Here is a 23,336-nt window from a genome sequence, read left to right as displayed (position 1 = left end):
CCATCCGCTGAGGGACGACCCTGGTGGACGATCCGAGATGTTGCCCCGTTTGTCCGCATTTAGGGTGGGCATCATGCGTCGGATACACAAGATCGCCCCGTCACTGACGGTCGTCGTCTTCGTGTTATTGCACGTCTTCGCCTATCCAGGCACGCGCTTCGCCAATGACTCATACCGCTACGCCCGCTCGGCGTACGAGTTCCTGGGCGCCTCCCACCAGGAAGCCCAGGACAAGGCGCTGCGGGCCTACTGCGCGGACACCGCGGCCATGCTCCAGCGAAACCGCATGCTGCATCAGATCGACTTCCGGGCCCCGGTGCGCCCCCATGAGTTCCAGGAGTGCCTGACTCAGTACGCGAAGGGCCTCAACCCCAGCAACCCGCGGTACGAGGCGCTCTTTCACGCGCGCCCCGCCTATCCACTGCTGGCCGCGCCGTTCGTCCGGCTCCTGGGGGCCAAGGCGGGGCTGACGACCGTAGCCCTGGCCTTCACGGCGCTCGGAGGACTGCTGGTCCTGGTCCTCTTGCGCGCGCTGCGCGCACCGCCTTCGGTGGCATGGCTCGGTCAGTGCCTGTACTACGTCACGCCCATAGGGCTGTGGGGCGGCCGGCCCATGACGGAAGGGCCGGTCCTCGCCCTCATGGTGGCCATGCTGCTCGCCGCGGTGTGGCTGTACCAGGGGCGGTGGGCCGCGGGGGCACTGCTCTCCGTAGGAGCCTTCGCGCTGGGTTTCGCGGTCAAGTACTCAAGCTTCGTCCTGGTGGCGCCATGCCTGGTGGCGGCGAGTGCCCTGGCGCTGATGCTCGTCCCACAGGCCCGGCACCGGGGCACGCACTGCCTGCTCGTCGTCTCGCTCTTCGAGTCCCTGGCCGCCTTCGCGATGAGCAGGGCGCTCCGGTTGCCCGGATTGGAGGCCTCGCTCCAGGACACCTTCTCCCTCCACTGGACGTATGCCGAAGTCACCCACCCATGGCGGCTGCTGGCCCGGCTCGATGTCAACTACTGGTGGCAGTGGCTGCAGAGAGAGGCATTGGCTCCCTCCTTGCTCTTTCTCCTGGCGCTGGGCGCCTGGGGCGCGATGAGCCGGTCGGTGCCCATCGCGTTGTGCCTGATCGCCGTGGGCGGTGCGGGTCTGCTGACGGCCGCGGCCCACCCGGTGGCGATGGAGGGCGACAGGCTCTACGTGCAGGTGTGGTTGATCGTCGTCGTCGGGCTGCCCCTCCTCGTCGAGCGGCTGCGCATGAGCGGCCGGTCCTCCGACGCGCTGCCCGCGCGCAGTGATCCTCTGTTGAGGAGCGACGGGCGTAAGTGAGGAACACTCGCCCTCTCATGCCTCAGCAGGCTTCGTCGAGGACGTCGGCGATCTGCTCGAGTACGGGGCGCGGCGGGGTGAAGGGCACACGCAGATAGCGGGTGACGGTGGCGTCGACCGCGAAGCGCGGGCCCGCCGCGAGTGCGACCCCGTTCCTGTCGGCCCGTTCGACGACGGTGTCGGCGAGGGTGGTCGTCAGCCGCAGCCACAGGGTGAGTCCGCCGGGTGGGAGGGTGAAGTGCCAACGCGCGTCGCCGGCGAGCAGGTTGCCGAGGTGGTCGCGCTGCTGCCGCAGCTCGTGCCGACGTCTTCCGAGCACCGGTTCCAGGTCCCGGAGCAGTTCGACCGCGACGAGCTGCTGTACCGGGGGCGCGGACAGCGGCCCGGCCAGTGGGTGGTTTCGCAGTGCCCGGACGAGCGAGGCACGGGCCCGGATCCAGCCGATGCGCAGCCCGCCCCAGATGGACTTGCTGGTGGAGCCGATCAGCACCGCGCCGGGTATACGGGGCATGGGCTCCGGCTGGTCGCGCAGGTCGAGCTCGCGCATGGTCTCATCCACCACGAGGGTGACCTGGTGCTGGGCGGCGAGCTGGGTCACGGTCCGGCGGGTGTGCGGGGGCATCAGCGCTCCCGTCGGGTTGTGGAAGTCGGGCACCAGGTAGGCGAGGTGGCCGCGCGCGGCGGCGAAGGCATCGCGCAGTTGGTCCAGGTCCCAGCCGTCGGCGGTGACCCGGCAGCCCACCAGCCTTGCTCCCGCATGACGCAGCACCTGAAGCGCGTCGAAGTACGTGGGGGTCTCCACCATGGCCACGCGAGGCGAGAAGTGGGCCGCGATCAGGGTCAGCGCGGCCCGGGCCCCGCTGGTGACGAGGATCTGCTCGGGCCGTGTCGCGGTGCCTTCGCGGCTGTACCGCGCGGCGATCGCCGCGCGCAGCTCCGCGATGCCCGGACCTGGTTCGCCGTGCTCGGCCAGCAAGGGCCCTGCTCGTTCGGTGGCGCGTCGGGTCGCCTCCAGGTAGAGCTCCCGCGGTGCGGCGGGTACGGCCCGGCGCAGGTCGATGAGGGAGCCGGCCTCCCCGGTCGCCGAGAGGGGAGCGAGCCGTTCCGCGGCGGCCTCGGGGAGTCGCACCGTGCTGGCGCTGCCGTGCCGGGTACGGACCCATCCGGCGTCGCGCAGCCGCTCCAGGGCGGCTGTCACCGTGCCACGGCTCACTCCGAGAGCGACGGCGAGGCGGCGCTCGGCGGGCAGCTCGCTCCCGGCACGTATCCGGCCGTCGAGCAGCGCTTCCCGCAGCGCCCTGGCCAGCGCCGCGCTGAGGGGCGCCTTGGTGTTCCGCCAGGGCCCCAGCGCCTGCACCAGGTAGTCGTCCCTCATCCGCACTGATCCAGTTTTCCATGATTGGACCAGGCGCCGGGCCGGTGTGCTGCCTACGGTCGTGGCCACCCGATACGAACGGAGACATGGCATGCACCCACGACTCGCCGCCGACCGCGACGGGCTGCCGCACCTGCTGGAGACCGTCCGGCAGCACGCCGCCGACGTGCTCGGGCAGGTCGCCGAGCGGGACGTCGTCCCCGCGGCGCCGGTTCCGGAGCCGGATCCCCTGACCGAGGAGGGGGTGGGAGCGCGGGCGGCGCTGGAGGAGTTCATCGCCTGCTGGGAGCCGGTACTGTCGGCGAGCGCCGGGCCGCGCTACCTCGGGTTCGTCACCGGCGGGACGACGCCGGCCGCGCTGGCGGGCGACTGGATGACCACGACCTGGGATCTGAACGCCTTCTCGTCATTGGACGGGGCGGGACAGGGCCTGGAGCGCGAGACGATCGCCTGGCTGCGGAGTCTGTTCGGCCTGTCCGACGAGCACCACGGAACCTTCGTCAGCGGCGCCACCATGTCCAACACCGTCGGCCTCGCCATCGCCCGCGAATGGCTCGGAGAGCAGCTGGGCGTCTCACCCGCGGAGCACGGGGCGGGCGTACTCGGCGCGGCACAGGTGCTGTCGGGATCAGCGCATTCGAGCGTGCCCAAAGCGCTGTCGATGCTCGGCCTGGGACGCCGGGCCCTCCTCCCCGTGCCGACCCTGCCCGGCCGGGAAGCCGTCGATGTGACGGCCCTGGAACAGGCGCTTCGCGAGGCCGAGCCCGACGGCCCGTGCGTCGTGGTCGCCAACGCCGGCACCGTCAACACCGCCGACTTCGACGATCTGCGCGCCATCGCCGCGTTGCGCGAACGCTACGCGTTCTGGCTGCACGTGGACGCCGCCTTCGGCGCCTTCGCCGCACTGTCACCCGATCACGCGCACCTGGTCGGTGGCCTCGACCTGGCCGACTCGATCTGCGTCGACCTGCACAAGTGGCTGAACGTCCCCTACGACAGCGCCGTGCAGTTCACCCGGCGGCCCGATCTGCAAACGGCCGTCTTCCAGAACGCGGCGGCCTACCTGGGCCCGCTCGGAGACACCCCTGACCTGGCCCACCTCACCCCGGAGAACTCCCACCGCCTGCGGGCCCTCGCCGCCTGGTTCACCCTGCGGGCCTACGGGCGGGACGGCCACCGCGAGATCACCGAGCGGTGCATCGCCTGCGCACGCGCCCTGGGCACCGCCATCGACAGCATGCCCGGCCTCCGGCTGCTGGCACCGGTCCGGCTGAACGTCGTCTGCTTCACCCTCGCCGACACCCCCACCGCCGAACGCCTCACCGCCCTCACGGACCGACTCGCCGACGAGGTCTTCCTCACCCCCACCGTCCTCGACGGCGTGCCCGCACTGCGCGCCGCCTTCAGCAACTGGCAGACCACCGAAGCCGACACCCGCCGCATGGCCGCGGCGCTGCACGCCGCGGTACACGCTGTGTGACCCCGGCATCGGGACCGAACTCCAAGTACATGTCCATGAAGCGCACCAGCGTTTACGCGGACCCGGAAGACCTCGCCATCTCTGCGGCATCACGAGGCGTTTCGCGTCCTGCCTGACGATCTACCCCTCTGAAGTCCTGCCCGCAAGACCTTGAAGGCCGACCCGTCACGGGGTGGTCGACACGGGGCACGCGGTTGACAGCCCAAACGAGCACTGACAACAAGCCGCCGGGCCTGCGGCAGTACCCGTCGTCGACCGCCGTTCAACCGCCCTGTCTGGTGCACATCTGGTGCGTCCGGCCTTCGCGGACCTGCCTGCCTTACGAGGCGCGCACCTCAAACGGAGATCAGCCGCACGCGGTCACCGCAGAGCTTCGCCATGTCGTTCGGTGTCGGAGGTGAGTAGTGGCACGAAGGCGTGAGCGGCTAGAGGTCGTCGGGCAGCAGCCGGAAGGCGTGGCTGCCGGTGAGTGGGGTGATGGCTCTGAAGTCCCGGCGATCGAGGGTCAGGATGATCTCTGTGTCGTATGCCTCAGCCAGGACGACATTCACGGCATGGGTCAGATCGAGTCGCAGGGCGGCGTAGCGGTCCTGGATCTTGCGAGCCTTGCGCGGGGTGTCGGCGGACAACTTGGGCACGGCCACGCGTCCGGTGTGTTCCTGTGCCAGGAGCCAGTCGTTTACTGCGTGGGCCGCGCGGCGATCGACGTTGCGGGTGGTGATGTGTTCGATCTCAAGGATCACCAGAGGCGAGACCACGGTGAGCGGCGGCCTGCCGCATGGCGGTGCGGGCGGCCTTGTGCTCGGGGCCCGAGGTGTTGAGAGCGGCGACCAGGCCGGAAGCGTCGCCGACGACGATCACTCGGCGTCCGCCACGCCGTCCGAGACCGCCCGGTTGATCTTCTCGGCGGTGACCGGGCCGCCGAAATCAAGGCGGGGAATGTCCCAGTCCTCGTCCCAGCGCTGGGTGCGCAGGGCCGCGACGTGGAACGCCTCCCGGACATACTCCGACTCCGATCGGCCCTCTCGCGCGGCGGCCGCCTTGATCAGCGCGAGATCCTCTTCATCGACCATGACGGTCGTCTTCTTCAGCGCCATATGGTTATGGTGCCACCGCCATATCCTCCTGCCTGGGGTGCCGATCAGGGCCAAGGCGCCAGGTACAGGTGGGGGTCGGCTCGGCGTAGCGGTCAAACGAGACGGGCTCGGTTCCCTTCGGGCCCGTCGCTGTGCGGGCGACGTGGTGTGGTGATCGTGGTTGCCGGCTCAGTCAGCGCTCTTCTCTGACGGTCCGCTACTTTCCCTTGCGCGGCGGCGACTTCGCATGAACAGGAGTGTTCCCACCTCCCTTGGGCGGAGTCCGGACGTCCGGCCGGTCGGCTTCGGCTTCCGGCCGCCATGGAGGCAGGCCCGCCATCGGTCTCCCACTCCGCCTCCCGGCTGAGATCCTCCCGGGCATCACGGGTGGCGGTCTCGTTCGCCATCAGACTGCTGGCGGTGAGGAGGCTGCCGGGGGTGGCCGCGGCGCCCATCAGCCGGGAGGCGGCTGCCGCACTCGTCTCCGGTGGGATCACCAGCAGGTCCCAGCGGCCTGCGGTGTAGGAGAGCAGAATCAGCTTGTGCGGGTCCTGCTCGTCGGTGAACCGGCCGACGTGCACCGTGTGCCCGGTCGCAGGTACCTTGCGCGGGATCACGGGCCAGTGGGCCGGGTTCACGGAGACGCGAGTGATCCGGCCCCAGCGCGCGTCCAGCACGTCCGTCAGGGCGGGCAGCTCATGGAGGAGATCGCGGGAGCGAGGCCACCACGCACCGTCCAGAAGACCCGGAACCGGGCCGATCGGAGTCAGTGACAAGCGAACCGGGCGAATCGGTGGCGATGGCACGCGCTCATGGGCGGTCGTACGGTCGATGGTCACGGTCATGGCGCGGACCTGTCCCCGGACGCGTCTTCGACGTCCCGGCGTTGTCGCTCCCCGAGAACGACACCGGCGTGGAAGCCGGTGTGCGAAGTGCTCCCGGTGTCTTCACCGTACTCCGGGGCTTTGCCCCGCTGTGCCCCGTATGATCAGCGCCTTCTTCAAGAGCCCGGGCCCGGGTGCGCGGGGCGCCGATGGGCCTGGGCGTGGGCTCTCGGAGTACCGTGAAACCGGCGGGCCACCGAACCCCGTAAGGGGGCGAGCAGCCATGTCCGACGCCGACATCCCGCGTGAAGCCAAACTTCTGCCGGACGCGATCCACCATGCCGTGAAACCTGGAACGGCCCTGTTGCGGTTGGCGACGACACATACCCGCGAGGGCATTCTCGACGGTGCGTGGTGGCCGCGTTCCCGCGACATAGGCGCGGAACTTCCCGCCCTGATCACCGCATTGACCGAGCACCTCGGACCCGTCACGCGCGTCGGCCTGGACGCCGACGCCTGGGAGGAACTGCCGACACGACTGATCGTCGACGACCGCATCGTGCATATCGACTCGTTCCCTGTGGGCGACGGCACCATCCTCATCACCCGAGGCGATCAGGACCACTTCTCCCTGCTGGTGGTCCCACCGCACGCGACGCCCGACGCGGCACGCACCGCGATGGCCCAGGCCGTCCGCGTCGACAACATCGCGCAGGCCCAGCAGATCCTCATCGACACCGGCACCGGCCGAGCCGGCCCGATCATCGAGGCAGGCCCGCGGACAGGCCCGGGCCGCTGCACGCCCTGACGCCTCATCCCGGCGCGACCACAGCCGCCGCGGCTTCAGCCCGCCGATGTCCGGAAGGACACCGACACCACTCTCTCTGATGAACGGCCGGCCGCGCTGTGCGCCCTTCCGAGCGAGTCGAACAACGTTGCCGCCCCGTTCGGCCCGCCCTGACGCGGCGGTGAGCTTGAAGCGTCTGGACTCGCTGGCCAAGCGCCTGGGGCTGACGTATTCGCTGATGTCGCTGTCGAAGATCGGCAGCAGCGCCTGGTGCCGACGCTGCGCTCAGCAACCGGTCGGGAGACATCCGCTCATGTCATCGTGACGACGACCTTGCCGGCCTTGGCGCGTCCCTTCTCGACATACGCCATGGCCTCCCGGGTCTCCTCGAACGGGAAGACACGATCGACGACGGGGCGGATCTTCCCGGCGTCGACGAGCGGGGTGAGTTCGCGCAGCTGGTCGCCGCTGGCCTTCATGAACAGGAATGAGTACGTCACGCCCCGGCGCTTGGCGCGGCGCCGGGTGGTGAAGCTCAGCGCGCTCATCGCCAGCCGGAGGAACGCGTTCGCGCCCAGCTCACGTGCGAAGGCCGCGTCGGGAGGGCCTGCGATGCCGATGACCTTCCCACCGGGTTTGAGCACCCTCAGGGACTTCTCCAGCGTCTCACCGCCGAGGGTGTCCAGGACGACGTCGTAGCCGTCGAGGACCGTCTCGAAAGCCTGCTTCTTGTAGTCGACGACGATGTCCGCGCCCAGCTGCTTGACCAGGTCGACCTTGGCCGTGCTCACGGTGGTGGCCACATGGGCGCCCAGGTGTTCGGCCAGCTGGATGGCGATGGTGCCGACGCCGCCGGAGCCCGCGTGGATCAAGATCTTCTGCCCTGGCCGTACCTGTGCCCGCTCGACCAGCGCCTGCCATGAGGTCAGGGCGACCAGGGGAAGGGATGCGGCCTCGGCCATGGTGAGCGTGGCCGGTTTGATCGCCACGTCGTCCTGGTGAACGGCGATGAGTTCGGCGAACGTGCCGATGCGGTCCTTGTCGGGCCGCGCGTAGACCTCATCGCCCACCGCGAATCCCGTGACGGCCGATCCGACCCGGACGACCACCCCGGCGAGGTCGTTGCCCAGGATGAGCGGGAGACGGTACGGCAGGATCGCCTTGAAGTCCCCGTCTTGGAGCTTGACGTCGAGCGGGTTGACGCTCGCCGCGTGAATCCGGACCAGGACATCGTCCGCGCCCACCCGTGGGTCGGGCATGTCACCGGCGCGCACCCCGTCGCCGTACCGCTCGACCATGAACGTCTTCATCGTCGTCTCCGTCTCGTTCATGCCTTCGTGTGTCAGGCCACGGTTGAAGCTGGGGCGATGACGCGGCTGGAGTCGCCGCCCTGGATGCGGTCCAGGGATGCGGCGATCGCCTCGTGAGGAACGCCGAGCGGCGCCGCGCTGACGTCCGAGAGGCGGGCGAACTGCTCGGGGTGCAGCTGGACGTCGAGGGCGCCCAGGTAGCTGTCGAGCTGGGTGAGGTTGCGCGGCCCGATGATCGGGACGAGTGAGGTCGCGGACCGGGCGGCCCGCTCCCGCACCCAGGCAACCGACACCTGCGCGGGCGTCACGCCGAGCTCCTCCGAGATGGCCAGGACGGTGTCGACGACGGCGGTCTTCTGGCCGGTGCTCTCCGTGTGGATGACCGCCCCCAGGTCACTCAGCCGCCCCTCGGTGCTGAGCCGGTACTTTCCGGTGAGCAGTCCGCCCCCGAGCGGGGACCACAGGGCGGCGCCGAGTCCGAGGCTCTCGGCCATCGGCAGCAGCTCGCGGTCGGCGGTCCGCTCGACGAGGCTGTATTCGTTCTGGATGCCCACGATGGGCGACCAGTCCTTCAGGTCCGCGAGGGTCACGGCGCGGGAGACCCGCCAGGCGGGGAAGTTGGACAGGGCGGCGTGATGGATCTTGCCGGAACTCACCAGATCGTCCAGCCCCCGCAGGATCTCCTCCATGGGGGTGAGCTGGTCGGGGAAGTGCACCCAGAGCAGATCGATGTAGTCGGTGCCCAGGCGCTTCAGACTGGACTCCACCGAGGCGACCATGTTCTTGCGGCTGTTGCCCGTGGCGGAGATGCCCGGCTGAGGAGCGGCGCCGAGAGTGAACTTGGTGGCCAGGACGAAGTGGTCCCGATCGGCAGAGACGAACGTGCCCGTCAGCTCTTCCGACTCGCCGAACTGGTAGGTGTCCGCAGTGTCGAGGAAAGTGCCCCCGGCTTCGGCGAACCGGTCGAAGATCCGGCGCGCCTCGTCCGGCTCGGCGCCGGCACCCCAGCCGGTGCCGAAGTTCGCCGTGCCGAGCGCGTACTCGGACACGCGCAGCCCAGTGCGGTTTCCGAAGGTCGTGTAGCGCATCAGGTGTCCTTACTCAAGATCAAAGGTCGATAGGGGGAGGGAGGGGCGTGGCGGGGCGCCTCAGGCCGCATCCGGCGAAGCGGCCAGGGTCTGCTTGACGTACCGGGTGGTCTCATCGGCGAGGATCTCGGGCAGGCCCGTCTCGATGCCGTGCAGGGCCTGCGCGGCGACCTCGACGGGGTCGGCCTTCTGGTCGGCGGGAACGCCTGCGGCCATGTCGGTGTCCATGTATCCGACGTGCAGTGCCGAGACGGCGATGCCGCGGGGTGCCAGCTCCTCCCGGGCCGCGTCGGTCAGCGCCCATGCCGCGGCCTTGGCCGCCGCGTAGGACCCGAGGCCGGCCGGGTGCAGCCAGGACAGCACGGACAGGACGTTGAGCACCGCGCCGCCGCCGTTGCCCTCGATGACCGGGGTGAAAGCCCGTGTCACGGCGAGCGGACCGAAGAAGTTCGTCTCCATCTCCAGGCGCACCGCGTCCAGGCCGCCCGCGATCAGCGGCGTGGCGGTGGAGATGCCCGCGTTGTTCACCAGCAACGTCACGTCGGATGCGGTGCGGGCCGCGGCCCGGATCGACTCCCCGTCCGTCACATCCAACCGCAGCGGCGTGACGCCCGGAAGATCCACCGTCTCGGGGCGGCGGGCCGCCGCGTAGACCTTCGCTCCGCGCTCCACGAGCTGGACGGCCAGGTGGCGGCCCAGTCCCCGGTTGGCGCCGGTGACCACCGCGACCGCGTTCGTCAGATCCATGTGTGCTCCCAGCGTTGCGGGGCCGATCGACCCGACCCGCGTTAATTAGATGATGAGAGTAATCTAAAACCTCACCTAGAATAGATGTCAACCGGCATCCAATCGGGGAGGTGGCTGATGGGCCGCGTATCGAAGGCGCAAGCGGAGGAGAACCGCAGGCGGGTCGTGGAAACCGCCTCCCGGCTGTTCCGGGAACAGGGCACCCAGGTCAGCGTCACCGACCTCATGAAGGCGGCCGGCCTGACCCACGGCGGCTTCTACAAGCAGTTCGTCTCCAAAGAAGCGCTCGTCGACGAAGCCACCGCCCACGCGTTCGGCGGACTCACCCGGCTCCGCGATGAGGGCCTCAAGCGGCACGGCGGGCAGCTCGGCGCCGCTCAGCAGGAGCTGATCGACACCTACCTGTCCGTCGAGCACCGCGACAGCGCGGCGGATGGGTGTCCCGCTGCCGCGCTCGCCGCCGACATGGCACGCGAACCCGGAGATCGCGAGGCCCGCCGCGTCTACACCGAGGGAGTCGGCGAGTTCGCCGAGTGGCTCGCCACCGAGGACCAGGACGGCATCGCCCGGCTGTGCACCATGCTCGGCGCACTGATCCTGGCCCGGGCGACCAAGGACTCCCCGCTCTCCGAGGAGATCCTCACCGCCGCGCGCGCGGCCTTGACGACCACCAGCTGATCAGGGAGGCGGTGGCGGACCGCGGGCCGCAGGAAATCACCGGCCTGTCGGGGGGGGGGCAAGGTCTCCGGCATGGCCGACGGTGCGAGCGCGCCATTGCCCCTGGAGGCTCACCCGCCCGGGCTGCCGTGCGGAGTTGGGGGCGCGGCAGGCGATGTAGCGGCCCGTCAGTCGGTTGGCCGCGATGGTGGTTGAAGGTGTGCAGCCGGCCGGGGAGTGCTTCCCGGTGCCCGGTCTCTGAAGGGTGGAGCCCTGCCGGGGGCGCTCGCAGAGGGCCGGGGTTGAGCAAGCTGCCGGTCAAGGGCCTCGTGGCCGCCGTCGTCGAGGACGTTGGCATCGCCGGATGCCACCGCCTGATTGACGGGTCTGCCGCATCCACCGACCGCGCACGCCTTCATCGAGGCTTTTGCGCCGAGGCGCTGCCCAGCGACGAGCCCAGTCGTGCCTTTCACTTGGTGTGGACGTCGTACGCGGTGCAACCGCCTGGAGCGGCAGCTCGCGGACGTGCTGCGGCAGGCACAGGCCGATGGCGAGCTGGCCGCCGACCTCGACGCCGCTGTTGAGGCCGCGCATGTGCCGGCCATGAGCCACGGCTTGGCCACCAGTGTTCTGGTCGGCCGGCGCACGGTGGACTCAACGGCCTGTTGTTCGTCGGCGAGAAGGGCGCCCCGTTCCGGCTCCTTCGGCCGTAAGTGGCGCAGGGCCCGCCTCCGCGCCGTAGCGGCATGGCGCGATGCGTTGTCACCGTCACCCCACACCCCTCTGCCTTCGTGCGTTCGCTGGTCGATGGCGCGCCACGGAAGCGGGTGCTCCGCATGCCCCTTCACGATCTCTTGTCAACCATAACCTGACAGTCGTAAGGTGACGCATGTCAGGCCACGGGGCTGGGGTGGGAGGGCCTGCACCGTGCTCACACGAAAGGCAGTTGGATGAAGATCACGGTCGATGAAGACAAATGCTGCGCTGCCGGGCAGTGCGTGCTCGTGGCCCCGGAGGCGTTCGATCAGCGGGACGAGGACGGCATCGTGGTGCTGCTCGACCCGGAGCCCGGGACGGAGCAGGAAGCCGCTGTGCAAGAGGCCGCGCAGGTGTGTCCGGCTGCGGCAATTCTGATCGAGAAGGGCTGACATGACGGCCGCCCCGGAACCGCGGCGGCTCGTCGTGGTCGGTGCGTCGGCCGCGGGTCTGGCGGTGGTGGAGGAGGTGCGGCGGCGCGGGTTCACCGGTGAGGTGACCTTGATCGGTGACGAGCCGGGTCTGCCGTACGACCGCCCGCCCCTGTCGAAGCAGCTGCTGGCAGGTGAATGGGAGACGGACCGGTTGCTGCTGCGGCCGGGTGAACAGTGGGAAGCGCTCGGCGTCACGTACTTGCCCGGCACGGCGGCCGGGGGGCTCGACACGCAGGCCCGCTTGGTGCGTCTGGTCAACGGCGCGACCTGCGAGTACGACGCGCTGGTGATCGCTACCGGAGCGGCCGCGGTGCATCCCGTCTCGCTGGGCGCCGGACTGGCCGGCAGCCAGGTGCTGCGCAGCCTCCCGGACGCGCTCCGGCTTCGTAGCGCACTCGCCCAAGGCGGTCGGCTGGTCGTGGTCGGCGCCGGATTCGTCGGGGCCGAGGCGGCGGCCGTCGCCCGGGACATGGGACTGCCGGTGACGATGATCGACCCGCTGCCGCTCCCCATGGTCGGCGTGCTGGGTGAGGAGGTGGCGCAGATGCTCGCCGAACGCCATCGCGCCGCCGGAGTGGACCTGCGGTGCGGTGTCGGCGTCACCGAGGCGCTCTCCGAGGCCGGCCGGACCACGGGCGTGGCCCTGGACGACGGCAGCGTCGTCAACGCGACGAACGTGCTGGTCGCCGTTGGCGCTCGCCCGGCCGTGGGCTGGCTCGCGGACTCTGGTGTGCCACTCGGCGATCGGAAGCGCCTCGGCGTCGAAGGCGTGTTGTGCGACAAGGCCGGACGAGTGGGCGAGGGCATCTGGGCCGCGGGTGACGTGGCGGCCTGGTTCGACCCGGCGAGCGGGCGCCACCAACGCGGCGAGCACCGGCTCGCCGCGACGGAGGAGGGTCGGACCGTCGCAGCCGCCCTGCTGGGCGCGGATCTCCCGGCGCCGTCACTGCCGTACTTCTGGTCCGATCAGTACGACCTGAAGCTCCAGTCCTACGGCACAACCGGCCGGGACATGGCCTTCACGGTCGTGGAGGGCTCGCTCTCCACAGGCAGGTTCATCGGCGTCTACGGCCATCGCGACAGCGACGGCCTGCCGCGCACCGTGGACGGCGTACTGGGCAACGGCATGGCTCGCTCCCTGCGCGCCTGGAGGCGGGCCGTACTCGACCGGGCCGCATGGCCCGTAGCTGCTCCGTCCGCCGTATAGGCGCCGACGCCCCACGTATTCACCACTCACCTACGACCAATGATGTCCGAAGGAAGGCAAGGCGACATGACCACCTCCGCACCCCCCGCCCCGGTACCCGGGAGCGAAGCACCCTTCTTCCCGGCCGCGCGGACCTGTCCCTTCAGCGCGCCGCCGCAGCACGCCGAGTTCCGTGAGGCCGGCGGTCTGCACAAGGTCACCATCTGGGACGGCTCGCAGCACTGGCTCGCCACCCGGCACGACGACATCCGTGCCGTCCTGGGCAGCCAGTCCTTCAGCGCCGACGTGCGCCACCCCGACTACCCGCTCGACTGGTCCACCCAGCGCGAGGAGCAGGGCGGCCTCTTCCTGCGCCTCGACGACCCCGAGCACGCCCGGCTGCGGCAGATGCTCACCCGGGAGTTCAGCGTCAAGCGCACCCGGGCCATGCGCGAGGAGCTCCTGCGGATCACGGACGAGCTGATCGACGCCATGCTCGCCAAGGACGGTCCCGTCGACTTCGTCCAGGAGTTCGCGCTCGCCCTGCCGTCCCGGGCCATCTGCCTCATCCTGGGCGTCCCCTACGAGGACCGGGATGTCTTCCAGGAGCACGCGGATCTCGGCACCGACCTGACCGCTACGCACGAGGAGCGCGTCCAGGGACAGCGGGAGGCGATCGCGTACTACACGGATCTCATCGAGCGTAAGCGCCGCGAGCCCGGCGACGACATGATCAGCCGTCTCCTCGCGGACCACTCCGGGCCGGACGGATTCCCGCCCGAGACCATGCCCGGTCTGGTCGCGATCCTGACCGGAGCAGGACACGAGACCACCGCGAACATGCTGGGTCTGGGCCTGACCGCGTTGCTCGTCAACCTCGACCAGCGTGAACGGCTGGTCGCCCACCCCGAGCTGGCGGCCAGCACCGTGGAGGAGATGCTGCGCTACTGGAGCATCGTCGCCGTGAACCCGCGCCGTGTCGCTCTCGAAGACGTGGAGATCGGCGGGCAGCTGGTCCGTGAGGGTGAGGGTGTCATCGTCTCGCTGGTCGCCGGCAACCACGACCCGCGCGTCTTCGACACGGACGAGTGCCCCGCCGACCGGCTCGACATCGGCCGCAATCCTCGTAACCACGTGGCCTTCGGCTTCGGCACCCACCAGTGCCTGGGCCAGAACCTTGCCCGCGTCGAGATGGAGGTGGCCTGGCCCCGCCTCTTCGAACGGATCCCCGGGCTGCGGCTGGCCGTCGCCGAGGACGAGCTCGACTTCAAGAGCGAGACGGCCGTGTACGGCCTGAAGTCCCTGCCGGTGACCTGGTGAGCGCCGACGCGTTCACCGTCGGAGGCTACCTCGACGGCCGCGGCAGGCGTATGGAGGGAACGGCTGCGCTGATCACCGGTGCCGGCAGCAGCGGAAACTTCCTCGGAACGGGAGCCGCGACCGCACTACTGCTCGCCGCGCAGGGCGCCACCGTCGGGATTCTCGACGTCAGCGAGGAGCGCGCCGCGCACACAAGTACGCGTATCGAGGACACCGGCGGGAAGGCCGTCACACTGGTGGGCGACATCACCGACGAGGACGCCGTCCGTGACGCCATGGACTCCTTCGCGTTCACGGCGGGCCGACTCGACACGGTCGTCAACAACGCGGCCATCACCCCCGAGGGGGACATCAAGACGGCGACCCGCGCAGACTGGGACCGAGTCTTCGCCGTCAACGCGACCGCCCCCATGCTGGTGGCCCGCGCCGCCTACCCGCATCTCATCCGCAGCGGTGGGGGCTCGATCGTCAATGTCTCGTCCATCGCCGGCCTGCGCGGCTTCAGCACTGGCGCCTACGGCGCCAGCAAGGGCGCCCTGCAGTCCCTGACCATCGACCTCGCCCACGCCTGGGGACCGGACCACATCCGTGTCAACTGCCTGGTCCCCGGGCACCTGTACACCCCCATGGGGGACCAGGGCGGCGCCGCGGGCCGCGAGATGCGCCGCAAGGCCAATCTGCTCGGCCTGGAGGGCACCGCCTGGGACCTGGCCTGGGCCGCGCTCTTCATGGCCGGTCCGGAGTCACGCTGGATCACCGGCACGGTACTCCCCGTGGACGCCGGGACCACCACCGCCACCGGCCTGGGCATGTTGTCCCGCCTGACCGCACCCGAAAACGGAGAACAGCCATGAGCCGGACCGAGGAGATCAAGGGCGCGGACGCACAGCGCACGGCGAGTATGCGCCGAGCGGCCGGGGAACGCGTCGTACAGGAGATGCTGGGCGAGGACTTCCTGACCGCGAACATGAAGGCCACTCCCGAGGGAGGAGGCGCCGTGCCCAGCATGGGCCGACTGGCCCTGGAGCACGTCTTCGGGGACATCTGGACCCGTCCGGGGCTCGCCCGGCGCGACCGCAGCCTGATCACCCTCGGCGTCCTGATGGCACAGGGACACCAGACAGAGATCAGCAACCACGTCGTGGCAGGCCGGGCGAACGGACTCAGCCCGGAGGAGATCCTGGAAGCCGTACTCCACACCGTCCCGTACATCGGATACCCAGCAGCCGGCCAGGCGATGGCCACGGCCACGCGTGCCCTCGGGCAGGCGTAGCCGCTTCGGGAGGTTGGCCCGGCCGAGCCAACCTCCCCACCAGCTCATGGACCACAATGAGAAAGGTGAACGACCAGCCATCCGCCACCGTACGCAGGCGCAACGCCCGAGGCCAGGGCGAGCGGCTGCGCCAGGACATCCTCGCGGCCGTCGGCCGCCTGCTCGACGAGAAGGTGGCGAACGACGCCCTTCCCGTCTCCCTCCGCGAGGTCGCGCGCGAAGTCGGCATCGCCGCCCAGAGCATGTATCTGCACTTCGCCGACAAGGACGAACTGGCCCGTGCGGTCACCGAAGACGGCTACGAGCGCCTCGTCGCCGCCATGCGCGACGCCGACGCCGAAGCGGTCGACCGCGGAACCGGAGCCCGCGAGCGGCTGCACGCCCAAGCCGACGCCTACTACACCTTCGCCCGCACCCAACGTGGCGTTTACCGCCTCATGTTCGGCTACGACGCCACCGCCTTCGGAATACCGCGCGATGCCCATCCCGCTCTCGCTCTGTGGCAGCAGTGGCTCGACGCCCTCCATGCCTGCGAGAACGAAGGCCGGCGCTGGCCGGATGGCGTCGAACACGCAGCCATCACCCTCTGGTCGGCCCTCTTCGGCCGCTTCGCTCTGTGGACCGCCACCTTCGGAGAGCAGGATCCGGAAGAACTGACGGCCTTCGCCCACCGCACCGTCGACACCGTCCTCCGCGATGCCACCGGGTGAGACCCGGCACGGACCCCAGCCGCCGGGTGAACACCGAGGCGGGGCTGCGGCTGTCAGGGCTGGCCTCGCCGCAGGCTCGGGATGGGAGCGTCCGCTCAGGCGCGAGGTAACCAGCCCAGCTGTCTTGCGGATATCCGCCCAGGCATTCGCCTTGTTGATGTGGACGCCAGTCGCTCACGACGACGGGCGGGAGCTCTGCCACATTTGCTGGCGCCTCGCGGCCGCAACAACATGCTTACGCGCCAGGGAGTGGCGCAGGCCACGGGAAATGCGTCTCACTCTGTGAGATTGCCATGCCTGTGTCGCTGCGGGTGAGGTCGTGAAGGGGTCTTCGGTGGTGGTTCGTGCCTCAATTGGGGCATGCGGAGGGCGCGGCGACCCCTGAGAGGTCTGGACAACAAAGAAGCCCCGGGCCGCCGGCCTGGGGCTTTGTGCTGGAGCGGGTGACGAGAATCGAACTCGCGCTCCGAGCTTGGGAATCAACGGCGCTTGCGGTGGCTGTGTGCCGCTGACCTGGCAAAACGCTGCGGCAGAGGCTTTGGAGATCGGTCTGGCCGCCCCGCCGATGACCGCTGCTTACCGCCTTGGAGGGCATGGATGGGGTACGACGGCATCCGGTGTCGCGGATGCCCGCCGGTTCCACCTGCCAGTGGAGGTCTGCGCGTGCGCGCCACCCATAGGCGGAGGCTGGCCTTGCACACGCAACCGGGCACACCACGTTCGCCGTGTGCCCGGAGATGGGCCGGGCGTCAGCAGTGCGCCGCAGTTCGTCCGTGAAGACAGAGCTGATGACGGTGGCGTCGGCGTGGACAGCCAGGCCCTTGGACCGGACGTGCCCCTCGTCGACTGGGGGCGCCAGGCTGCGTGGCTGTCCCAGCCCGACGCGGCCGGCCAATTGGGCATCGCGCTGATCCGCATCGGCGCGCTCATCGCCCGCGGGCACCTGACGCCCGCAGAGAACCTGGCAGGACAGGCGGGTCACCCGTGTGCCCGGGTGAACTCAGCGTTCCCAGGTCAGGACGCCGCCGCGCTCCTGTCCGTCAACGATGACCGGCTTGACGAGTTCCAGGTGGAGCCGGTGGTTCTCGTCCAGGGTGGCGTGCCGGGACAGGACGGTGTTCTCCCAGTTCGGGAAGAGACTGTGCTCGACGTGGTGCTCGACGATGTCGTCGGTGACGGTGTAGGTGCCCGCGTAAGCGAGGTAGCCGCGTGCCGCCTCGGCCTGCTCGGCGCCGGTGCCACCGTGCACTTCGCCATCGGTGTACGCAGACCGGTCCGGGGCGCTGATCTGAACGGACATGTGGCCGTCATCGGTGTAGATGATCAGTCCGTGCGCGTCCTTGCCCAACGGGTACGCGGCGTCGGAGCCGGTGAGCCGATAGGAGACGAGCCGCCAGGAGCCGACCAGGCGCTGGTGGGGAGTGCCGGAGTGCATGACATGTGGCCTTTCCGAGGAGGAGCAACGGGCTCGTTCTGCCCGTGATCCCCATGCTCCGCCGGCCCTTCTCACCTCGACAGTGGCATGGATGCCACCTTGTGGCAGGATCTGGCCATGCACAAAGTGGCCGTTCTCGCACTTGACGGCGTACGCGCGTTTGAACTCGTCATCCCGACCCGCATCCTGGGCGCGGCCAACGCCCCGGACGGCTCTCCGCTGTACGAGGTGCGGGTGTGCTCGCTCGGCGCCCGGCCCGTGACCAGCGACGCGGGCTTCTCCATCGCCATCGAACACGGCGCCGAGATCCTGCGGGACGCGGACACCGTCGTCGTCGCTCCCACCCTCGCCATGCGTGACCGGGGGCGCGACGGGATCCCCGCCGACGTGCTCCCCCTACTCACCGGTTTGCGCTCGGGTACGCGGGTCGTGGGCCTGTGCGCTGCGGCCTTCGCTCTCGCCACCGCGGGTCTGCTCGACGGCCGCCCGGCCACCACGCACTGGCGGGAAGCCGAGGACTTCCGCGTCTCGTTCCCCGACGTCCGGCTCGACCGCGATGTGCTCTTCGTCGATGACGGTGACGTGCTCACCTCCGCCGGAGTCGCCGCCGGCATCGACCTCTGCCTTCACCTCGTACGCCGCGATCACGGCGCGTCCGTCGCCAATGACGTGGCCCGCGCCTGCGTCGTGCCGCCCTGGCGCGAGGGCGGCCAGGCCCAGTACGTCCAAGCAGTCGTCCCCGCCGATGACGGCGCCTCCACCGCCGCCGCGCGCGCGTGGGCACTCACCCAGCTCCACCGGCCCCTGCCGCTGGATGAACTCGCCCGGCGCGCCAGCATGAGCGTTCGTACCTTCAACCGACGGTTCCGCATGGAGACCGGCACGACACCCGGACAATGGATCACCCTGCAACGCGTCGACCGCGCCCGCGCTCTGCTGGAGACCACCACCCTGACCATCGACCACATCGCGGCGGCCACCGGCTTCGGATCTCCCCGATCCCTGCGCGAACACCTCAGGCAGGTCCTCGGCGTGTCTCCCTCCGTCTACCGCCAAACGTTCGCCGGCCGTGCCCCCGCCCCAGGCGGGTGAGCACGCGGCGGTACATGGCGGGCTCCAGCAGGAGCATGCCGGCGCCCTCTTGGACGAGCTGGAGTGCCGCGTCGATGAACTAGCGCGGTGCGGGCGCCTTGCGTGGTGCCGAGCACCATGGAGGCCGGCCCCACGATGTCGGCTCCTGCCGCCGCGTGTGCGACGGCCTGCCGGGCGGTGACGTCGACCGTGCCCGGGATGTCCGGGCGGCCATGTATGCCGGTGACGTAGCAGAGCCCGGAGTCGATGTACGAGCAGAGACACGCCTCCGACGGTGACGTCGGCGGCCGCGCCGGTGTGCCACTGACGATCAGCGATTACGCCTGGGTCGTGGTCTTCTGCTTGAGGCGTGCGTAGGGGGTGTGGCCGCCGAGGCCGCCGTGAGGGCGATGGTAGTTGTAGTAGTCCTCCCACTCGCGCAGCTTGTCGTTGAAGACCTCGGCGTCGTCGATGACGACGCCGTCGAGCAGGCGGTAGAACTCCTCGGCGTCGATGCGGTGGGAGCGTTCAACCTTGCCGTTCAGCCGCGGTGTGCGGGGCTTGATGTAGGTGTGGGCAATGCCCTTGTCGAGCACGTGCCAGTGGAAGGCGGACTGGAGTTCATCGTCACGGCGATCTCGTCACGGTGGAGCTGGTCCCGGTCCCAGCCGTCGTGGCGCTGGGAGCGGAGTGTCACTCGGCCTGCTCCGCCGTCGGCGTCGACTTCATGGTGAACCAGACCGTCTTGCCCACGGTGTGCTCGATCTCGCCCCAGGCATCCGTGAGTTCGGTGACGAGGAGCAGGCCGCAGCCGTGTTCGCTGTCGGGGTGCGGGGCTTGGGAGACGGGGTGGCCGGGGCCGGAGTCGCGTACCTCGATGCGGATCCGTTCCTCGGATGCCTTGATGAGCACCCGGAACAGCCGGCCGGGCGGCACGCCGTGGAGGAGTGCGTTGGTCGCCAGCTCCGATACGCAGAGCTGGATCTCGTCTAAGCAGTCGTCGTAGCCCCACTCGGTGAGTGTTCGGGTCACGAACTGTCTGCTGGCCCGGATGGATGGCTTGCGTCGCGTGAACAGCTGTTGGCGCGTCAGGCGCACGGTCGGTCACCGCCTCATAGCGTGCTGTGAGATTGATTCACCTTATTGCTATTCATGAAAGGTGGCAAGGTAGGGTCTGAGCGGTGGCCATGGGGTCGCTTACTGTGTAAAGCGGCAAGGTTGGCGAGTCCGATCAAGCTTGAGGAGGGGTTCGATGCCCGGCGACGCGTGGATCAGCACCTCGATGCCTTACCTGCAGCCGGTTGTTGGAGGGCAGGGCGACGTGTGGGGGCAGGAGGCCGCGGCGCGTGGGCGTCGGGGCACTCAACGGATCGTGGGGGCGGGGGAGGTGCCCGCATCGGATGTCGTGGCCCGGCTGCTGGGGCTTGCGGAGGGGGATCAAGTCGTTGTCCGGCGGCGGATCATGTACCTGGACGAGCAGCCGTGCGAGCTGACCGACTCCTACTACCCGGCCCGGATCGCGGCGGGGACCGCCCTCGCGGGCACCGCGAAGATCCGTGGCGGGGCGGTGGCTCTGCTCGCCGAACTGGGTTACGTGGGGCGGCGCGTGCGGGAGGACGTGACGGCTCGGATGCCGGACGAGGAAGAGCGGGGGCTGTTGCGGACCGGCGTCGACGAACCCGTGCTGCGACTGGAGCGGGCGATCTTGGACGGGGGCCAGCGGGCCATCCAGGCCGACCTGATCACCATGCCCGCCCACCGGCAGCGCCTCCGCTACGAACTCACGATGGGATGACCGTGCCCAAGGCCGAACAGGACGCCGTCGACCGGCGGTCGCTGCACGAGCGGATCGCCGCCGATCTGCGGGACGAGATCATGTCGGGCGACCTTCGCCCCGGCGCGAATCTTCCGTCGACCGCGCAGCTCAAGGAGCGGTTCTCAGCGTCGAACGCGACCGTGCAGAAGGCGTTGCAGCTACTGAAGGACGAGGGCCTGGCGGTGGGCCGCGCCGGAGCGGCCGTCACCGTACGGGAGCACCGGCAGCGCACCATGCGGCCCGCTTCGTACATGGCCCCGGCCGCATCCGGTGAGCCGTATCGGTGGATCAGCGAGGCCGCCAGTCATCAGACGCGCGGAAGCAGCCGTCTCCTGGACGTGGCCGAGGTTCGGCCGCCCGCCGATGTCGCTGAGGCGCTGCGGCTCCCGGCGGACGACACGGCCTTGCTCCGGGCACAGGTGCTGCTGATGGATGACGAGCCGGTGGAGCTGGTGAAGTCGTACTACCCGCTGGAACTGGCGCGCGGGACGGCGATGATGGACCGCCGCAAGATCAAGGGTGGCACCCCGGCCCTCCTGGCAGAGCTGGGCTACCCGCCCCGCCTCAGTGTCGACAAGGTGTCCGCCCGCGTGCCGACCCAGGAGCAGTACACCGTGCTCGGGCTTCCCGGAAATCTGCCCGTGCTGCGGACGCTGCGGGTGGTGTACAGCGACGACGAGCAGCCCATCGAGGCCACGGTCATGGCCAAGGCGGGTCACCTCTACGAGCTGCAGTACGAGTTCACCCCCTCTTGACGTCTGGCGTCGCACTCGCCGAGTCGCGCGTTCAAGTGAGTGTTGAGGTCGCCACATGACTTGGCCTCGTGGGCTTGCTCATAGGTTCGGCGTGCCCCGGACGCCAGACGGTCATCTGGCACGCAACGGGCACCCGGAGGGCACGGTGACCCCGGAGAGGTCTAGACAACAAAGAAGCCCCAGGCCGCTGGCCTGGGGCTTTGTGCTGGAGCGGGTGACGAGAATCGAACTCGCGCTCTGAGCTTGGGAAGCTCATGTTCTACCATTAAACTACACCCGCGAGTGAGGCGCCGATCTCTCGGTGCCGCATCGTCGCTCACTTTACCTCATGGCTGACCCCCGGTGCATGCGCTGTGGGGTTTTCGCGTTTTCCGGGTGCGGGAGGCGCCCGGCCGGGGAGGGGGGAGTGGGGGAAGGTGCTCCTGGGGTGGGGGAGTTGGGGCGTACCGTGGGGGGCGGAGTGCCGCTTGGAGCGGCGTGCGGTTGATCCCCTAATGTGGCTTTTGTCGTCCGCGTCGTCCACGTTCATGGGGAAGGGACTCAATGGAGCGCACCGTCGTCCGTTGTGCCGAAGGGCATGTGTTCAGCACCGCTTCGTTCCCGATGCGGCACCTTACGGTCGACCGCATCGGTCCCGGGCGGCTGCTGCGGTGTCCGCGTTGCGCCAGGCTCCGGCATGCGGTGCCGGTGGCGCGCGAAGAGCGGTAGGCGCCGTAGGAGCCGTAGCAGCAGCGGGTAGTTGCGGTAGTCGAACGAAGATCGTGGGCGCGGGCCCGGTCCGGTGGACCGGGCCCGCGCCATGGGGTGGGGGTGGTTTGCGTATCCTCGTTCCGTGCTTCTCTCAGACAAGGACATCCGGACGGAGATCGACGCCGGACGGGTGCGGATCGATCCGTATGACCCGGCGATGGTGCAGCCGTCGAGCATCGACGTCAGGTTGGACCGGTTCTTCCGGGTTTTCGAGAACCACCGCTATCCGCATATCGATCCGGCGGTCGAGCAGCCGGATCTGACGCGGCTGGTGGAGCCGGAGGGGGATGAGGCGTTCATCCTGCATCCGGGGGAGTTCGTGCTCGCCTCCACGTACGAGGTGGTCACGCTGCCGGTGGACCTCGCCTCGCGGCTGGAGGGGAAGTCGAGCCTGGGCCGGCTGGGGCTGCTGACGCATTCGACGGCCGGTTTCATCGACCCGGGGTTCTCGGGGCATGTGACGCTCGAGCTGTCGAACGTGGCGACGCTGCCGATCAAGCTGTGGCCGGGGATGAAGATCGGGCAGCTGTGCATGTTCCGGCTGACCTCGCCCGCCGAGCATCCGTACGGCTCGGCGCGGTACGGCTCCCGCTACCAGGGGCAGCGTGGGCCGACGCCTTCGCGTTCGTTCCAGAACTTCCATCGGACGAAGGTGTGAGCAGCGGTGGCTGAGGAGCGCGAGAATCTTTCGTACGAGCGGTTCGGCGCGGCGGTCCGCGAGCTGGCGCAGGAGATCGCGGACGACGGGTACGAGCCGGACGTCGTGCTGTCCATAGCCCGCGGCGGGGTCTTCGTCGCGGGAGGGCTGGCGTACGCGCTGGACTGCAAGAACATCCACCTGGTGAACGTGGAGTTCTACACGGGGGTGGGGACCACCCTCGACATGCCGGTGATGCTCGCGCCCGTGCCCAACGCGATCGACTTCTCCGACAAGAAGGTGCTGATCGCCGACGACGTCGCGGACACCGGCAAGACGCTGAAGCTGGTGCGCGACTTCTGCCTCGGGACGGTCGCCGAGGTGCGCAGCGCCGTGATCTACGAGAAGTCGCAGTCGCTGGTGAAGTGCGAGTACGTGTGGAAGCGCACCGAGCAGTGGATCAACTTCCCCTGGAGCGTCGAGCCGCCCGTCGTGCGGCGTGACGGGCAGGTCCTCGACGCGTAGGAGGGTACGAGG

General features: G+C 69.5%; 25 protein-coding genes, 1 tRNA gene and 2 pseudogenes. 16 read left to right on the top strand and 12 right to left on the bottom strand.

What is annotated here, in order from left to right:
• Nucleotides 1-73 precede the first annotated feature (73 nt).
• Entirely contained in the window at nucleotides 74-1,312 is a 1,239-nt protein-coding gene (locus ABZ562_RS32995; protein ID WP_361486765.1) for a hypothetical protein, read from the top strand.
• A 22-nt stretch (nucleotides 1,313-1,334) separates the two neighbouring features.
• On the opposite strand, the gene ABZ562_RS32990 is transcribed toward ABZ562_RS32995, so the two are convergent.
• Nucleotides 1,335-2,687 carry a PLP-dependent aminotransferase family protein gene (locus ABZ562_RS32990; protein WP_361486762.1) on the bottom strand — a complete coding sequence of 451 codons (1,353 nt, stop codon included), beginning with the start codon at nucleotides 2,685-2,687 and terminating at the stop codon, nucleotides 1,335-1,337.
• A gap of 91 nt (nucleotides 2,688-2,778) precedes the next feature.
• Here ABZ562_RS32990 and ABZ562_RS32985 point away from each other — a divergent pair, with 91 nt between their 5' ends.
• Nucleotides 2,779-4,167, top strand: coding sequence for an aminotransferase class I/II-fold pyridoxal phosphate-dependent enzyme (locus ABZ562_RS32985; protein WP_361486760.1), 1,389 nt, complete (start codon nucleotides 2,779-2,781; stop codon nucleotides 4,165-4,167).
• Between the two features lie 425 nt (nucleotides 4,168-4,592).
• Here the strand turns inward: ABZ562_RS32985 and ABZ562_RS32980 are convergent, their stop codons facing one another.
• From ABZ562_RS32980 to ABZ562_RS32970, 3 genes and pseudogenes are all read right to left on the bottom strand, one after another.
• Complete coding sequence (locus ABZ562_RS32980) at nucleotides 4,593-4,910, bottom strand: VapC toxin family PIN domain ribonuclease (protein WP_361486757.1); 318 nt, start codon at nucleotides 4,908-4,910, stop codon at nucleotides 4,593-4,595.
• Nucleotides 4,911-5,024: 114 nt separating this feature from the next.
• Nucleotides 5,025-5,264: a CopG family transcriptional regulator gene (locus tag ABZ562_RS32975; protein WP_361486755.1), complete on the bottom strand. Its 240-nt coding sequence runs from the start codon at nucleotides 5,262-5,264 to the stop codon at nucleotides 5,025-5,027.
• A gap of 296 nt (nucleotides 5,265-5,560) precedes the next feature.
• Nucleotides 5,561-6,088, bottom strand: a pseudogene (locus tag ABZ562_RS32970) (DUF5994 family protein); the annotation flags it as partial.
• 262 nt (nucleotides 6,089-6,350) lie between these two features.
• On the opposite strand from ABZ562_RS32970, the gene ABZ562_RS32965 reads away from it, so the two are divergent.
• Nucleotides 6,351-6,875, top strand: coding sequence for a DUF5994 family protein (locus tag ABZ562_RS32965; RefSeq protein ID WP_361486753.1), 525 nt, complete (start codon nucleotides 6,351-6,353; stop codon nucleotides 6,873-6,875).
• A 290-nt stretch (nucleotides 6,876-7,165) separates the two neighbouring features.
• On the opposite strand, the gene ABZ562_RS32960 is transcribed toward ABZ562_RS32965, so the two are convergent.
• From ABZ562_RS32960 to ABZ562_RS32950, 3 genes are read right to left on the bottom strand one after another with little or no spacing between them, the layout of a single operon-like run.
• Nucleotides 7,166-8,164: an NADP-dependent oxidoreductase gene (locus ABZ562_RS32960; protein ID WP_361486847.1), complete on the bottom strand. Its 999-nt coding sequence runs from the start codon at nucleotides 8,162-8,164 to the stop codon at nucleotides 7,166-7,168.
• 32 nt (nucleotides 8,165-8,196) lie between these two features.
• Nucleotides 8,197-9,252 carry an aldo/keto reductase gene (locus tag ABZ562_RS32955; protein ID WP_361486750.1) on the bottom strand — a complete coding sequence of 352 codons (1,056 nt, stop codon included), beginning with the start codon at nucleotides 9,250-9,252 and terminating at the stop codon, nucleotides 8,197-8,199.
• A gap of 60 nt (nucleotides 9,253-9,312) precedes the next feature.
• Entirely contained in the window at nucleotides 9,313-9,999 is a 687-nt protein-coding gene (locus ABZ562_RS32950; protein WP_361486748.1) for an SDR family oxidoreductase, read from the bottom strand.
• A gap of 117 nt (nucleotides 10,000-10,116) precedes the next feature.
• Here ABZ562_RS32950 and ABZ562_RS32945 point away from each other — a divergent pair, with 117 nt between their 5' ends.
• The 8 genes from ABZ562_RS32945 to ABZ562_RS32910 all read left to right on the top strand — a co-directional run bounded on the left by ABZ562_RS32945 (nucleotide 10,117) and on the right by ABZ562_RS32910 (nucleotide 16,335).
• Complete coding sequence (locus ABZ562_RS32945; protein ID WP_361486745.1) at nucleotides 10,117-10,677, top strand: TetR/AcrR family transcriptional regulator; 561 nt, start codon at nucleotides 10,117-10,119, stop codon at nucleotides 10,675-10,677.
• A 441-nt stretch (nucleotides 10,678-11,118) separates the two neighbouring features.
• Nucleotides 11,119-11,523 carry a TetR family transcriptional regulator C-terminal domain-containing protein gene (locus ABZ562_RS32940; protein WP_361486743.1) on the top strand — a complete coding sequence of 135 codons (405 nt, stop codon included), beginning with the start codon at nucleotides 11,119-11,121 and terminating at the stop codon, nucleotides 11,521-11,523.
• Between the two features lie 83 nt (nucleotides 11,524-11,606).
• Nucleotides 11,607-11,804 carry a ferredoxin gene (locus ABZ562_RS32935; RefSeq protein WP_361486740.1) on the top strand — a complete coding sequence of 66 codons (198 nt, stop codon included), beginning with the start codon at nucleotides 11,607-11,609 and terminating at the stop codon, nucleotides 11,802-11,804.
• Nucleotide 11,805: 1 nt separating this feature from the next.
• The gene (locus ABZ562_RS32930) at nucleotides 11,806-13,053 is read left to right on the top strand and encodes an FAD/NAD(P)-binding oxidoreductase (RefSeq protein ID WP_361486738.1); all 1,248 of its coding nucleotides are present in this window, start codon (nucleotides 11,806-11,808) and stop codon (nucleotides 13,051-13,053) included.
• 66 nt (nucleotides 13,054-13,119) lie between these two features.
• The gene (locus ABZ562_RS32925) at nucleotides 13,120-14,352 is read left to right on the top strand and encodes a cytochrome P450 (RefSeq protein ID WP_361486735.1); all 1,233 of its coding nucleotides are present in this window, start codon (nucleotides 13,120-13,122) and stop codon (nucleotides 14,350-14,352) included.
• A complete protein-coding gene (locus ABZ562_RS32920) occupies nucleotides 14,349-15,206 on the top strand; it encodes an SDR family oxidoreductase (protein WP_361486733.1) in 858 nt (285 codons plus the stop codon). Before ABZ562_RS32925 ends, ABZ562_RS32920 begins: the two co-directional genes overlap by 4 nt.
• Nucleotides 15,203-15,625, top strand: a complete 423-nt coding sequence (locus tag ABZ562_RS32915) for a carboxymuconolactone decarboxylase family protein (RefSeq protein ID WP_361486730.1) — start codon at nucleotides 15,203-15,205, stop codon at nucleotides 15,623-15,625. Before ABZ562_RS32920 ends, ABZ562_RS32915 begins: the two co-directional genes overlap by 4 nt.
• A 56-nt stretch (nucleotides 15,626-15,681) precedes the next feature.
• On the top strand, nucleotides 15,682-16,335 hold the full coding sequence (locus ABZ562_RS32910) for a TetR/AcrR family transcriptional regulator (RefSeq protein ID WP_361486727.1): 654 nt from the start codon (nucleotides 15,682-15,684) through the stop codon (nucleotides 16,333-16,335).
• Between the two features lie 1,000 nt (nucleotides 16,336-17,335).
• On the opposite strand, the gene ABZ562_RS32905 is transcribed toward ABZ562_RS32910, so the two are convergent.
• Entirely contained in the window at nucleotides 17,336-17,770 is a 435-nt protein-coding gene (locus ABZ562_RS32905; protein WP_361486724.1) for a lipocalin-like domain-containing protein, read from the bottom strand.
• An 87-nt stretch (nucleotides 17,771-17,857) separates the two neighbouring features.
• Here ABZ562_RS32905 and ABZ562_RS32900 point away from each other — a divergent pair, with 87 nt between their 5' ends.
• Nucleotides 17,858-18,862, top strand: a complete 1,005-nt coding sequence (locus tag ABZ562_RS32900) for a helix-turn-helix domain-containing protein (protein WP_361486722.1) — start codon at nucleotides 17,858-17,860, stop codon at nucleotides 18,860-18,862.
• Here ABZ562_RS32900 and ABZ562_RS32895 read toward each other — a convergent pair.
• The 3 genes and pseudogenes from ABZ562_RS32895 to ABZ562_RS32885 form a co-directional block, all read right to left on the bottom strand.
• Nucleotides 18,817-19,173, bottom strand: coding sequence for a hypothetical protein (locus tag ABZ562_RS32895; protein WP_361486845.1), 357 nt, complete (start codon nucleotides 19,171-19,173; stop codon nucleotides 18,817-18,819). The two genes, ABZ562_RS32900 and ABZ562_RS32895, sit on opposite strands and share 46 nt — an antisense overlap.
• A 6-nt stretch (nucleotides 19,174-19,179) precedes the next feature.
• A pseudogene (locus tag ABZ562_RS32890) lies at nucleotides 19,180-19,464 on the bottom strand (integrase core domain-containing protein); the annotation flags it as partial.
• A 70-nt stretch (nucleotides 19,465-19,534) separates the two neighbouring features.
• Nucleotides 19,535-19,939, bottom strand: coding sequence for an ATP-binding protein (locus tag ABZ562_RS32885; RefSeq protein ID WP_361486720.1), 405 nt, complete (start codon nucleotides 19,937-19,939; stop codon nucleotides 19,535-19,537).
• Nucleotides 19,940-20,093: 154 nt separating this feature from the next.
• On the opposite strand from ABZ562_RS32885, the gene ABZ562_RS32880 reads away from it, so the two are divergent.
• Nucleotides 20,094-20,636 carry a UTRA domain-containing protein gene (locus ABZ562_RS32880; RefSeq protein WP_361486718.1) on the top strand — a complete coding sequence of 181 codons (543 nt, stop codon included), beginning with the start codon at nucleotides 20,094-20,096 and terminating at the stop codon, nucleotides 20,634-20,636.
• Complete coding sequence (locus ABZ562_RS32875; RefSeq protein WP_361486715.1) at nucleotides 20,633-21,412, top strand: GntR family transcriptional regulator; 780 nt, start codon at nucleotides 20,633-20,635, stop codon at nucleotides 21,410-21,412. The genes ABZ562_RS32880 and ABZ562_RS32875 overlap by 4 nt, the downstream gene beginning before the upstream one ends.
• Nucleotides 21,413-21,618: 206 nt before the next feature.
• Here ABZ562_RS32875 and ABZ562_RS32870 read toward each other — a convergent pair.
• Nucleotides 21,619-21,692: transfer RNA gene (locus tag ABZ562_RS32870), tRNA-Gly, on the bottom strand.
• A 552-nt stretch (nucleotides 21,693-22,244) separates the two neighbouring features.
• Between ABZ562_RS32870 and dcd the strand changes: the two genes are divergently transcribed.
• Together dcd and ABZ562_RS32860 are read left to right on the top strand one after the other, a co-directional pair.
• Entirely contained in the window at nucleotides 22,245-22,820 is a 576-nt protein-coding gene (gene dcd, locus ABZ562_RS32865; protein ID WP_361486713.1) for a dCTP deaminase, read from the top strand.
• 6 nt (nucleotides 22,821-22,826) lie between these two features.
• Nucleotides 22,827-23,324 (top strand): phosphoribosyltransferase, encoded by a 498-nt coding sequence (locus ABZ562_RS32860; protein ID WP_361486710.1) that lies wholly within the window; start codon nucleotides 22,827-22,829, stop codon nucleotides 23,322-23,324.
• Nucleotides 23,325-23,336 lie beyond the last annotated feature (12 nt).

Origin of the sequence: Streptomyces sp. NPDC019937 (assembly GCF_040631655.1) — a bacterium.
Taxonomy (GTDB): Bacteria; Actinomycetota; Actinomycetes; order Streptomycetales; family Streptomycetaceae; genus Streptomyces.
Note: the sequence above shows the minus strand (reverse complement) of the source record. Positions and strands in the feature narration are given on the sequence as shown.